General features: G+C 52.8%; 12 protein-coding genes and 1 pseudogene. 6 read left to right on the top strand and 7 right to left on the bottom strand.

Translation table 11 applies throughout. The annotated features are described in order from the left end of the window. Positions 1 to 79: 79 nt before the first annotated feature. Positions 80 to 1,454: pseudogene (locus tag AC0V60_RS10990) on the top strand (IS3 family transposase). Positions 1,455 to 1,531: 77 nt separating this feature from the next. Further along, positions 1,532 to 2,281 (top strand): hypothetical protein, encoded by a 750-nt coding sequence (locus tag AC0V60_RS10985; RefSeq protein ID WP_486178498.1) that lies wholly within the window; start codon positions 1,532 to 1,534, stop codon positions 2,279 to 2,281. A gap of 40 nt (positions 2,282 to 2,321) precedes the next feature. On the opposite strand, the gene AC0V60_RS10980 is transcribed toward AC0V60_RS10985, so the two are convergent. Then, positions 2,322 to 3,017, bottom strand: a complete 696-nt coding sequence (locus AC0V60_RS10980) for a hypothetical protein (protein ID WP_486178497.1) — start codon at positions 3,015 to 3,017, stop codon at positions 2,322 to 2,324. Between the two features lie 76 nt (positions 3,018 to 3,093). Continuing rightward, positions 3,094 to 3,576 (bottom strand): hypothetical protein, encoded by a 483-nt coding sequence (locus tag AC0V60_RS10975; RefSeq protein WP_486178496.1) that lies wholly within the window; start codon positions 3,574 to 3,576, stop codon positions 3,094 to 3,096. 195 nt (positions 3,577 to 3,771) lie between these two features. On the opposite strand from AC0V60_RS10975, the gene AC0V60_RS10970 reads away from it, so the two are divergent. Continuing rightward, positions 3,772 to 4,347: a tyrosine phosphatase family protein gene (locus tag AC0V60_RS10970; RefSeq protein WP_486178495.1), complete on the top strand. Its 576-nt coding sequence runs from the start codon at positions 3,772 to 3,774 to the stop codon at positions 4,345 to 4,347. A gap of 45 nt (positions 4,348 to 4,392) precedes the next feature. Here AC0V60_RS10970 and AC0V60_RS10965 read toward each other — a convergent pair whose 3' ends face one another. The 4 genes from AC0V60_RS10965 to AC0V60_RS10950 all read right to left on the bottom strand — a co-directional run bounded on the left by AC0V60_RS10965 (position 4,393) and on the right by AC0V60_RS10950 (position 6,890). After that, positions 4,393 to 5,196: a tyrosine-type recombinase/integrase gene (locus tag AC0V60_RS10965; RefSeq protein WP_486179486.1), complete on the bottom strand. Its 804-nt coding sequence runs from the start codon at positions 5,194 to 5,196 to the stop codon at positions 4,393 to 4,395. 9 nt (positions 5,197 to 5,205) lie between these two features. Beyond that, positions 5,206 to 5,547, bottom strand: a complete 342-nt coding sequence (locus tag AC0V60_RS10960) for an Arm DNA-binding domain-containing protein (protein ID WP_486178494.1) — start codon at positions 5,545 to 5,547, stop codon at positions 5,206 to 5,208. A 504-nt stretch (positions 5,548 to 6,051) separates the two neighbouring features. Next, on the bottom strand, positions 6,052 to 6,540 hold the full coding sequence (locus tag AC0V60_RS10955; protein WP_486178493.1) for a DUF488 domain-containing protein: 489 nt from the start codon (positions 6,538 to 6,540) through the stop codon (positions 6,052 to 6,054). Between the two features lie 83 nt (positions 6,541 to 6,623). Then, on the bottom strand, positions 6,624 to 6,890 hold the full coding sequence (locus AC0V60_RS10950) for a hypothetical protein (protein WP_486178492.1): 267 nt from the start codon (positions 6,888 to 6,890) through the stop codon (positions 6,624 to 6,626). 87 nt (positions 6,891 to 6,977) lie between these two features. On the opposite strand from AC0V60_RS10950, the gene AC0V60_RS10945 reads away from it, so the two are divergent. The 3 genes from AC0V60_RS10945 (at position 6,978) to AC0V60_RS10935 (ending at position 10,983) form a co-directional block, all read left to right on the top strand. Beyond that, the gene (locus AC0V60_RS10945; protein WP_486178491.1) at positions 6,978 to 7,370 is read left to right on the top strand and encodes a helix-turn-helix domain-containing protein; all 393 of its coding nucleotides are present in this window, start codon (positions 6,978 to 6,980) and stop codon (positions 7,368 to 7,370) included. Between the two features lie 68 nt (positions 7,371 to 7,438). Further along, entirely contained in the window at positions 7,439 to 9,586 is a 2,148-nt protein-coding gene (locus AC0V60_RS10940) for an ATP-binding protein (protein ID WP_486178490.1), read from the top strand. Positions 9,587 to 9,816: 230 nt separating this feature from the next. Beyond that, positions 9,817 to 10,983, top strand: a complete 1,167-nt coding sequence (locus AC0V60_RS10935; protein WP_486178489.1) for a hypothetical protein — start codon at positions 9,817 to 9,819, stop codon at positions 10,981 to 10,983. On the opposite strand, the gene AC0V60_RS10930 is transcribed toward AC0V60_RS10935, so the two are convergent. Further along, positions 10,976 to 12,502 (bottom strand): DNA cytosine methyltransferase, encoded by a 1,527-nt coding sequence (locus tag AC0V60_RS10930; RefSeq protein WP_486178488.1) that lies wholly within the window; start codon positions 12,500 to 12,502, stop codon positions 10,976 to 10,978. The genes AC0V60_RS10935 and AC0V60_RS10930 overlap by 8 nt on opposite strands. Between the last annotated feature and the right edge of the window lie 60 nt (positions 12,503 to 12,562).

Here is a 12,562-nt window from a genome sequence, read left to right as displayed (position 1 = left end):
GTCAGCGTTCATGAGACAGATTGAGGTAGTTGGATAGAGGAGTGTTTTGGTCTCATCGTAGTGACTGTAAGGAACGAAGATGAGATCAAAACGAGCAAATTCCAAAGCACCTGCTGAGCGGGTGGTGAAGGATATCAGGCGCAAAACGCGGCGTCAGTTTTCAGCGGAAGAGAAGATACGGATCGTGCTTGAGGGCCTGCGCGGCGATGACAGTATTGCCGAGCTGTGTCGCAAGGAGGGCATAGCCCAGAGCCTGTATTACACCTGGTCGAAGGAGTTCATGGAGGCAGGCAAGCGCAGGCTTGCTGGCGATACTTCGCGTGCGGCGACCACTGACGAGGTGAAGGACCTGCGCCGGGAAGCGCGTGATCTGAAGGAGGTTGTGGCTGAGCAGACGCTGGAGTTGCGTCTGCTCAAAAAAAGCATAATCGGGGATGGGGGAGACGAAGAATGAGATACCCCGCCTCTGAGAAGCTGGAGATCATCAGGCTGGTCGAGCGATCCCATCTACCAGTGAAGAAGACACTGGACATGCTGGGCGTTGCCCGTCCTACCTTCTATCGTTGGTACGACCTCTATCAGCGCTTCGGTGAAGCGGCGTTGGAGGATCAAAAGCCCGGACCACAGCGCGCATGGAACCGTGTCCCTGAGACCATCCAGCAGCAGATCGTCGATATGGCGTTGGAGTACAGCGAGCTATCGCCCAGAGAGCTGGCGGTGCGCTTCACCGACGAGAAGCGCTACTTTGTGTCTGAAGCCACGGTTTACCGGCTGCTTAAGGCGCACGATCTGATCACCAGCCCTGCCTATACCGTGATCAAGGCTGCTGATCAGTTCCACACCCAGACAACACGTCCGAACGAGATGTGGCAGACAGACTTTACCCCGGCCTTCGCCGGGGCAGGCCAAGCTTCAAGATCATCGGATGGGGTTGGATGTATCTATCGACCGTGCTGGATGATTACTCGCGCTACATCATCGCCTGGAGGCTATGCACGACCATGAAGGCCGAAGACGTCACCGAGACGTTGGATATGGCTCTGCAAGCATCGGGCTGCGACCACGCCCACGTCAAGCACAGGCCAAGACTGCTATCCGACAATGGGCCGAGCTACATTGCTGAAGAACTAGCCGACTATCTCGGCAAGAACGGCATGGATCATGTGCGTGGTGCGCCGTTCCACCCGCAGACCCAGAGCAAGATCGAACGCTGGCACCAGACACTCAAGAACCGTGTTCTACTGGAGAACTACTTCCTGCCCGGCGATCTGGAATGTCAGATCAAGGCCTTCGTCGAGCATTACAACCATCAGCGCTACCATGAGAGCCTCGACAACGTCACACCTGCCGACGCCTACTTCGGCAGGGCCGCAACCATCATCCAACGAAGAGAAAGGATCAAACGACAGACGTTAAAACATCGGCGCTTGCTTCACCGAAAGCTAGCCGCCTAAAACACATCAACCAGATGAGACCAAACACTCGCTAAGCCAAAACCCAAGCGTGTCTCAATTTATCTGACGACGGACACGTGCGCAATTACGCGCCGGGCATGGTGCTGGAAGTGGCAAGCCGTCAATCGCGCCATAGGCTTGGGCGCGGAAGTCATGAGATCGCCGCCGTGGATATTGAGAATGGTGTTGTTACGCTTCGCGATGAGCGAGGGCATTTGCGCCGCTTCGTGCCAGCGAGGTTATCGGCGAAGGGCAGCGACCAAGCATTGCAGCTGTTCGAGAAGAAGGATCTCGATCTCTATACCGGGAGCGCCATCCGTTGGGCGGCGAGCGACCATAGACGTGGAATGATAAATGCAGACCGGGCAACAGTCACCGCGATCGATCAGGATGGGGTTACGGTCATGAGCTCGAGCGGCATGGAGCATAGACTGAAGCCGAACGACCCGATGCTGAAGCGGATCGACCTCGCCTATGCGCTCAACGCCCATATGGCGCAGGGCCTCACCGCAGATAAGGGCATCGCCGTGCTCGACAGCCGCGAGCGGCGACTGCTCTCGCAAAGGAACTTCCTCGTCACGATCACGCGATTGCGGGATGAGCTTACGCTGATCGTCGACAGCCGGGACAAGGTTGGGAGAGGTATTGCGACCAACTTAGGCGAGAAGTCTTCGGCAGCCGAAACCACCGAACGGCTTGGAACTGCGGCAGCCAAGGGACGGCGCGCGGGTCAGATCCCAGCCACCAAACAGGAACCGCAGGTTGAACTAGAGAAGGCACCAGAGCTTACCAAAGAGCGGATCAAACCGTTCGAGATTGGGCTTTGAGGACGAAACTTGCGTGAGACTGTTGGGGAATCGATTTGGACTACTTGATCGCTGCTAGCGCGCTTACCCTTTTTACGACGATCTCAGCCCTGCCATCGGGGCCTCTGATATTCCCGTAGAGAAAGCCCTCAAAGTCCGGATGTTCAAGGAGCGCGTGAAATTCCTTTGCGAGGTAATCGCGCACTTCTACACCTGCCAACTCGACTTCGCGAAGGAGCTCGGGTCGCCCGTCCACGACGTTGATGATGTCTTCGAGATCATGACTGCCCAATGGGTCATTCTGGCCTCTACCATTATAAGCTTCGAGTTTGGTTGCGAGAAATAGCGGCGGCGTGAGATGCTTTATCACTCGCCCACTTGGCAGCGCGAAATTGATCGCAGTGTAGATGCCTTCTTTGTACCAGCGGTTTGTGAAGCCCAATATGTTCGGATCGTCAGGCATGAAGTCGACCTTGAGATTCCCAAGGCGCATGCGGCAGATTACCTCGTCCTCACCCGAGACGGTAAAGCCTTTATCGCGCAGACGTTCTTGCAGTTGCATCCATTGAGCCATTCCTGCCAAGTCGATGATCAAATCGACATCATCGGTTGCCCGCACTTCCTGTAAGGTGATTTCGTCGGTGATGAGCACTGCGGTCGAGCATCCGCCTACAAATACCATTTGTTGGCATAGGTCGTCTCCAAGAGCATCGGCGACCGTCTCCAACATATGCAGAAGCTGACCCTGAATGCTCATCAGCGGGTAACCCTCTCATCAAACCTGCTTTGGGCCAGATTCGCCTCGCGTTGGTTTCCTAGCCTGATCGCGTCGATTAGCGCGAGGAATTCGTATAGCCGTTCATCTTTGAGAGCTGCTTCCGGCACGGATTTGAACAGCGGCTCGATGGATAAGCCTCTCTTTTCCCCTCGGCATGGGGCCAAACATGTATGTCGGCCCCAGAGCTAACAAGTTGCCCTTCCAGCATAGGGGCAGCAAAGCCAGTGGCGACTCCACGTTCTGGTGCACCTGGTTTGACAGGGAACACATATTTCAGCCCGTGCTGGACAAACTCTGTGAGATTGCGACGGTTCACTTTTGGTCGCTCGCTCGATCGAATAGCGAGGTTTGCGGCAAGGCTGCGCTTGAGCGATGCGCTGACCTCCGTCTTGCTGATACCCAAAGATCTTTCTAGGCTGCGTACTGCAAAGGGGTCTGAGCCTTCAGGGTCATGGAGACGCCCTTGTCTGATCTGCTCTTCCAGACTCAGCAACTTCAGCAATATGACGATGTCTTGACTTTTCATGATGAAATCCATCTGTCCGCTGTCCTAGGACTGAGGACAGATAGATCGGTGAGCATGATATTGTCAAACAGCAATAATCATTGAGAAGCGCGAATGAGCCGCCCCCAACATCGATTATCGAAAAGTGTAGAGGCCAGTCTCGCATTGGGTCCCGATTATTGGGCAAGCGATTTGCTGCATCCGGGGAAGTCGTATTAAGGCGCGACTATGACTGATGGTTCGATCACGATTGCGCCTTTTCCGTGGGCGCGGCGAAAGAAGCGCAGCTTTGATCGCATAATCGGCTGCTATGACCCAGACTCTCGTCCGAAAAAGATCATTCGATTTTATCGGCCTGACCCGTCTGATTTCTTGGTGTTGAAGTTCGTCGACCTTGATGAACCTGCTCCAGCACCGCACGACATTCGGCCAGAATTGCGCTTACCGTCCGCGGATGACCTGAAGGCGGCACTTGCTTTTGATCGCGAAGACGCAAGCTTGCTCATTCACTGCCACGCAGGGATCAGTCGGTCGACAGCAATTGCGCTGGCGATCCTGTCTCAGCGTCTCGGCCCGGGCAAAGAATCTGAGGCAATGGACGAGCTACTACGGATGCGGCCAGAAGCTGTCCCCAACCTGCATATCATGAGGTTGGCAGATGAAATCTTGGGGCGGGCAGGGCGTTTGCTCGGCGCTGTGCTGGAATGCGAAACGCCTGAGAAGACAGAGCGCCGAACGCAGAACAGGCAGGGCTATCTCGACTACTATGGCATTCGTCAGAAGGGGGCTGCTATACCAGAATAGACCGATGCTTTCTCGCGTGGCGAAGGCACCGCTCGACCTGACACATCATTTGGCCTTACCCATGGCATAAGTCGCCCACTCGTTCATCAGCAATTTGCGCTTATCCAGATAGTTGGTCCGGCGGTATGCCGCCTCCACATTATTGGCGACGCTGTGTGCGAGCGCAGCTTCTGCGACTTCGCCGGGATAGCTGGTCTTTTCTGCGGCCCAATCCCGGAATGCAGATCGAAAGCCGTGCACGGTGAAGGGCAACTTCGCGCAACGCAGGATCTTGAGCAGCGTCATGTCAGACATCGGGTGCAAGACATTGCGACCGGGGAAGACCAGATCGCTGCATTCATCGTAGTAAGTTTTGGCACGTTCGAGCGCGTCGATTGCTGCATCGGTCAGCGGGACCACGTGTTCCTTTCCAATCTTCATCCGCTCCGCAGGGACAGTCCAGAGTTTTGCGTCCAGATTGATCTCCGCCCATTTCGCACTCCGCACCTCGCCCGATCGAGAGCCAGTCAGTGTCAGGAACTCAAGCGCGAGCCGTGCGACACTCGTTCGCTTGTGCAGACGCCTCAAGAAAGTTGGGACATCCTCATAGGGCATCGCAGCGAAATGACCGACCTGCTTCGGCTGTCGTGGCAGTGCGCGGCTGAGCGAGCGCATTGGCGCTTCGGTCGCGCGCATTCCGTTTGCGTATGCCCAACCCAGCACAACGCCTATCTGCTGCTTTACCCGGCGAGCCGTCTCTGGCTTCTCCAGCCAGAAATCGAGAAGCACTTCACGGATGAGCGGTCCCTTGATCTTATTTACGAGCCGGTCGCCGAGCTTGGGAAAAGCATAGGTTTCGAGTGTATTGATCCACTGATCCTAGTGCTTACCATTCTTCCAGGGTGCTTTCTGCTCGGTGTGGACCTTCTCTGCAGCGGCCTTGAACGTGAGGATTTCGATTTTCTGGCGCTTGCGCTCTTCGATCGGATCAATGCCTCGCTGAATATCGCGGCGCATGTCGATCGCGAGTTCGCGGGCTTCAGCCAATGTAACTAAGTCTAGCGACCCTAAGCCGATGTCCCTTCGGCGCCCGTTTATAGTCGCACGCAGCACCCAATACCCCTTTCTTGAGGCGGTGAGCAGCAGCGACAGCCCATCGCCATCCATGTAGCGGCCCGGCTTAGTAAGAGCTCGAATCTGAGCAGCGGAAAGTTTTCCCATAGCCATCCATCCTAGTTCTCTTCCCACATCTACTCCCACAATGGTGGGTAGAAAGTGTGGGAAAGGTTAGAACAAAGTAAGAACAAGAATCCAATACAAGTCCGAGAAACCGCAGAATTCTGGGGCTTTCAGGGACTTTCTGGGATCTCTTGGGATGGTGTAGGTGGCGGAGACGGAGGGAAAGTCTGTCGTCCATTCTCATAGCTCAAAACTCCAGGATTTCTGCGGGTTTCAGGTTTCTAAGTTCGGTGACTGTGTACCACGATGTGGACCAATGTGGACCTGCGGGTTGGTCGATTGTTCCAACTTGCTCGAAGGTGATGCTACTCCGCTGCAATCGATTGCCACTCGACCGCCGACGGATCGACAATCTCCGCAAGTCGAACCTCTCGTTTTTCCTGGAAATCTGCCGTTTTTACCATAATCTTTTGTGCAGGGATTTTTTACCAAAAATGCCACTCGTGATTGCTAGGATATCGTTTCTTTGGCGGCCAATTTGAGGCCTTAGAACATCGACCGTTGGCAACTGAGGTATTGGGAGGCATGCTCGGGCAAATCGCGCTTAGAAACGCGAAGGAGGCTTTGCGTCGATTTCTCTTCGCTACCATCTCGCAGGATGCTGATGGGATCGATGACATGCCAGCGAAACAACCAGACCGACACATCCCATGTACGATGGCATCTTGCTGGGTCACCCTCAGCGCACATGATCGCCACGTTCTCTTGTAAGCTAGCTTCGGCGATCCCAGAGACTGCTTTTGCAACTACTGGCAATTCCCGATCCTCTGGCTGATCGCCGCCCAGTGTCTCCCCTGCGAAACGATAGTGTATCCCCGCCTGTTCGGACCATCGCTCGATAGCCTTGCGGTTATAGCTTGGGTTTCTGGACCAAGGCCGCGAACGCACATCAACCAATCGGGTGATGGATCGCCTTGTTAGCTCCCTTGTGAACTCTGGTAGGGGTCTATTCGAATAGCCAATCGTATAAATCATGAATAACTCCAATGCTTTGATTGCATCAAAGTATACCTCGTGGACTTCTTTCTGGGCAGTCGAAAGCGCTGCGCATAGGCGTTTTATTGCTTTAGGTCTTGGACACGCGCTTTGGCGCAGTCGGCAGCCTCTTTCGACTTCCATATGGAGTATTTCGAAGAGTTTTCGGCTTGCAGGTATGCGGCGGCCACCAGGCCAGCGTGAACGCAGAGGTCGATGGGGTTGCCACCGTCTTCCTTTACGATCTCATATTGGCGGAGTGCATCTTCTGCCACCTCATCTTTGATCTCTTGCAAGCTTGGGCCACACCCGATCAGAGCAAGGCAAAGACAGCTCAGGCTCAATTTCATTGTCATTTCTCCGAATGTCATTCCGGAAAATCTTAGACTCGGATTGCAATTACTTGCAATGTTATTCCTGTTGGCAAGGAACTCGTAATGTCATTCCCTGCCCTCCAAACGCGAAATTGGCAAACCGTCCTCGTTGGAGGGTGTATGCCGGAACTGAATGATCGATTTGGAAACTTGCTTGCGGGGCAAAGGCGCTATGCCGGAATGACACAGGAGGAGTTGGCGACGAAAGCTGATCTGAGTGTGGATTCTATCTCTAAGCTTGAGGCAGGCAAGACTGGAGCAAGCTTCGATGCGATTGCGAGACTAGCTAGCGCGTTGCGGATTGATCCTGCGGCACTCTTCACAGACGAAATCGAAACCGGTGCTATGGCGAGACCCGCGTTTAGAAAGCTGGTCGCCAAGCTAGCTCGGCTCACCGAAGAGCAGCTGGTCTGGCTAGACGGGGTCGTGTCGGCTGCTCTGAACTCTAGAGCTTAGAAGATAAAGCTCTCCGAGAAAAATCCTGCCATGATTGAAAGATTCCCTTCAGCCAGTATTGTTCAAATATGAAGGCTAAATTCAAACCACGTGCCCGACTACTAAAACTTCTTGGAGATCAGCTAATTGGCACCGCCCAATTAGCAATCTTTGAGTTGATCAAGAATTCATACGACGCAGATGCTGAGCGTGTTGAAGTTGTAATCTCAAACCCTCAAAATTTGGATGCGGCTCGAATTACAGTCACCGACTATGGTGGCGAAGGCATGGATGCAAACGTAATTCGGAACGTGTGGCTCGAACCCGGCGCTGATCACCGGCATGTTCAGCGATTGGAAGGCAAGACGAGCAAAAAGCACGGCCGGTTGCCCCTAGGCGAGAAAGGAGTTGGGAGGTTTGCGGTCCACAAGTTGGGGCGGGTGATAGAGCTGACGACCAAAGCTGAAGGCGCCAAAGAAGTCTATCTCAAGCTCGACTGGTCGATTCTCGATAAGCACAAGTATATTGATGAGGCAGAGATTGAGATTGTCGAGCGAGAGGAACCTGAGTTATTTCTCGACGGCCATACAGGCACTCAGATTGTCGTGTCGCAGCTGTATGACACGCTCAACAAAAAGGAAGTACGCAGCCTCTATCGGAACGCCGTATCGATCCAGTCGCCGTTCGAATTTGCGACCTATAAGTTAAGCGATCAAACCCCAAATTTTGAAATCGATCTGAGTGTCGAGGAACACCCGGAATGGACAAGTGATCTTCAAGACGTTCAAGAAGTGATCAAGCAATCGCTGTTCAAGTTTTCGTTCATTTTCGAGAATGGGAAGTGGTCATGGGACTATTCCTTTGCTCCAAATGAAGCGCTCAAGAGGGCATCGAAGATTTCGGCTCGTCACGTCGCAGCAAATGATGAATATTGCGAATTCGACGATAGATTTACGCAGAAACTTTACGTGAATGATCGTGAGGGCTTCTTCGACGGTTTGGGTGCGATCACCGGCGAAATATATGTCTTCGACTTTGATGCGGCACTTAAGCCATACTATGGTGACCAGTCCACAACGAAGAGGTTCATGGCTGAAAACCAAGGCATTAGAGTGTATCGTGACGGTATGCGCGTCTACAATTACGGCGAGCCCGATGATGATTGGCTAGAGATGGATGGCCGTCGCGTAAATCGGCTTTCGACCGGACTGAATCGACGCATCACAGTTGGCGCGATTTCACTGGATTTGGCGGATACCCCAAATTTGGTTGAGAAGACCAATCGTGAAGGGTTCATCGAAAACAACCATTTTCTGCGCCTCAAGGCCATTGTTAAATCAGCAATTGGGAAGTTAGAAGTTCTTAGACTCGACGATAAGAACCGTCTTCGTAGTATGACAAAGTCCGACGCAAAGCCCTCTGTGATCGGACTCGAGAACCCGATTGATGATCTCCGGGAGTTAGTTCTTAAGCATCGGCTTTCTGACGAGTTTGAGCCTACAATCATTCGCCTCGAGAAAAGATACGATGAGATGCAGAGCGTAATGCTGACGTCCGGTATGGCCGGACTGAACATGGCCATCGCATTTCATGAATTGCAGCACGGAATCTCTGATGCAAAGCGCAATTTGGAATCGGGCAAAGAGATTTCAATCATTTTGGAGCAGTTCAACAGGTTTGAGCTGCTACTAGATACCTACGCGACCCTGCTCAAAAGCGAGAAGATCAAGCCTGTCGATTTTCAATCACTGCTTCAAACCAACATCGATCTCGCGGAAGTCCGTTTCGCGTTGCATGATATCATCCTGAGTTGTCCCGTCTTGGTGGATGACGCGCCAAACTATTTCGTGAAAATCCCACGGAATCTAATGGTGAGTGCCATAAATAACATTATCGATAACTCGATATTCTGGCTAGACCAGCGTTGGGGTGCAGAAGAAAAGAAGAAGTATATTTCGGTCGGCATTTCGGAGGAATTCGAGAAGGGGCCAGCCATTGTAATTGCAGACAATGGCCCGGGTTGGAGGCACATCGACAAGACAGATATGGTGAAGCCTTTCCGAACTACGAAACCTGGAGGGATGGGTATCGGCCTTTACTACACGCAGACCGTAATGGAGATGGTTGGAGGGGAGTTGCTCTTACTCGACCAGGGCGAAATTGAAGGGGTCCCCCAAGCCGCAGATGGTGCCGTTGTCGCCCTAGTCTTCAATGGGGGTGAACTGTGCAAGAAGTAGTCAATACCGTTATCGTCGATAATGATCCTCAGGACATAATGGGGATTTCCACCGCCTTAGCGTCCGCAGGTATCGCTTCTCTTCCAGTGCACTTTAAGGACGCCACATCTGCTAGAGAGAACTGCAGGAAAACCGCCTATTGCTGTCCTCGCATTATAATAACTGACATCCAGATGCAGGAGGGTGGGCGAGAGCCCAGTCGGACAGACCTAGGCAACGTTGCCGCCTGCTTGGCTGAAGTCGTGAGCAATACCGAGGGGCCATACATTATCCTTGCTTGGACTGCGAAGCCGGAGGCTCTCGACGACTTGAAAGACGTTGTGATCAGGTACTTTCAGAGCCAACGGATAAGAGAACCGTTCTATTTTGAAGGAATTTCGAAAGACGATTGTAAGGGCGAGGATGGCTACGATGCCTTACTCATCCTTGAGAAGTTCGCTACTCACCTTGAGGGGCAGGCCGAGCTAAGGGCTCTTTTCCATTGGGAGAAAAGCGTCCTCTCGGCCGCAAACAGGACGGTAAATGCGCTTGTCGACATACCTGATACCAGCATTTCCGCGACACTCTCATCATTGGGCGATGCGGTCGCGGGTCAGAATTTGACTGGGAATGAATCGGTCGCCATCAATGAGGCGATATCAAATATTCTGCGGGACGAGATCAGCCAAAGTAATGCTGGTCCCGCATCAAGTGAGGTCTGGACAAACGCGGTGCAGCCACCAACTGTAAAGTTAGGTGAGGCCAGCAAACATACTCTCAATTCTCTGCTTCATTTCGACCAAACTCCAAATTTGGAGGTTATCTGCCCTGGCGATGTTTGGGTTTGTGAGAGCTGGGACGCCTTGTTCACTCGGATGGTTTTCCCCAGCGAAAGCAGCGCGAAAATATCCCAGTTCAAAGAGAGTCTTGTTGATCTAGACCAGCAAAAAATTGCGGGGTTGAAGACGAAGCTTCAGAACGCGAATCAACAAGCACAGAAAGACGACATTCAAGGCAAAATTGATAGCATCGACAGGGCGTATCGGGCAGTCCTGTCGGAAATGCGTCTGGCGCTAATGGAGATCAGCCCAGCTTGCGATTTTTCCAACAACAAGAGGTCGCTCAAAAGCTTGGCGCTAGGGTGTATTGTTCCGTCTTCCACTTTAACCGCAAACCCTGCTGTGAAATTGAGCCCAGCCGGGGACATCAAGTCCAGCAAATTGAAGTTTGAGGGCGAAGATATCGTCCTCGTAATTTCAGCTAAATACCTTCTCTCTCTGTCGGCAGAGGTCCTTTCGTTCCAGAAAGGTAAACTGGGACCGGAAAAGATATTCCGAATGCGAGAGAGCTTACTTCATTCTTGGGTGCAACACATTACTAACTACAATTCTCGCATCGGGACGATCTTATTTAGCTAGGTGAGAGCAATCCTGCCAAACCCACGGCAATCTGGTGGGCTAAAAGCGGCGGGACAGCATTGCCAACTTGAACGAACTGTTGTGTCCTATTGCCTTCAAAAAAGTAATCATCAGGGAACGTCTGAAGCCGAGCGGCTTCTCGGACCGTGAGGCTTCGGCATTGGAGCGGATCAGGATGAATGAAGTAGTGACCGTCTTTCGAGATGTGGCTAGTCACTGTGCTGGATGGAGAATTCCATCCCTGAACCCTAAATCGATCTGCGAATTTTCCAGATTTCCAATTAGCATGGTTTGGTGCCAACTTGTCTGGAAACTCGTGCGATTTCGGAGAGCGTTCTCGCAATTGGGCAAAAGTCGCTGCAAACACATAACGAGCAAGGTCTGCTTCCATGTGTCCGCGTGTCTCGTGATTGGGCAATCCAATGAGGCGGTCACTTGAAATCCAACTATCTAGAGGAGTCATCCCAACACAGGGTAGAGCAGCGCTCTTCCTAGTGGGAAGCGACTCCATGGACCCTATCGAATTTGCGCCAAGGACTAGGGCTTCACGTACATCGCGCAATCCATCGTCGCCGGGGGTGCATGCCTTTATTGCGGCATTGAATGCTTCGGACAGGGCTCCACGCCAGTTTTCAGGAGTGTCAGCGGACTTGCTTAGGCCGCTCCTTAGCGTGGGCAATCTTGAAATTGCGTCCGCAACGGTGGCTCGGGGATACTCATTACCAAGCGACAGCACCGGCTTGGTTCCGGGAAAAAGCTGAGCCGCAAGGTCCGACCGCAAACCGATGATTATTACGCGATGGCGTTTCTGAGGGATTCCGAAGTCTTCAGATCGAACAACAAACTGTCCAGACCTGACATTCGTCTCGGGGATGTATGGAACGAGTGCGTAACTGTCAGGATGGCCGCCAGCTCCCCGCATGTCGGTGAGCACTTGTTCGAAAATCGGTGCGCCGTCGATCTTAGCTGAGAGTATGCCTTTGACGTTCTCCATTACAAACGCTGCAGGTTGGAGCCTCCTGACTATTCGGATGTACTCTTGGTAAAGAAAGTGCCTGTGATCCTCCCTCGCTACGTACCCCGCTTGACCCTGGTTCCTCGCCCTCCCGACTAACGAATACGCTTGGCAGGGTGGGCCTCCGATAAGGATCGTGTGTCCACCGTCGTGAACGCTGATTTCATCTAACCTCTTATTCAGCTCAGCTTCGATCCCTGGCGCCCCAAGTTCAAGTTGAAGGGTCTCTTTCACAGCGGCAGCCCACTCATCTGGATACTGCGCAATCAGTTCGTCTTTTGAGCGTTGTTCTGCCAAGTACTCAAAGTACGCTTTTGGAGGCACTTCAGGAAACTGGCGATAGAAGCTTCTCAGCCGCAGCGTCGCAAATGCTGACGGCTCTTTTTCTACTGATAGAGCTACTTCGAACAACCGTGAGCCATCGCCACTACGGACCGAAGAAAATCCTTCCGCAAGTCCGCCTGGTCCAGCGAACAGATCAACAATTTTGAATTTGTGCGGCATTTGCAACGGCAGTCCTCAAGCATTGCTTGGGACGCATACCAGGATCGAATCAGGATACCA

Source organism: Erythrobacter sp. S259 (assembly GCF_057364965.1).
Note: the sequence above shows the minus strand (reverse complement) of the source record. Positions and strands in the feature narration are given on the sequence as shown.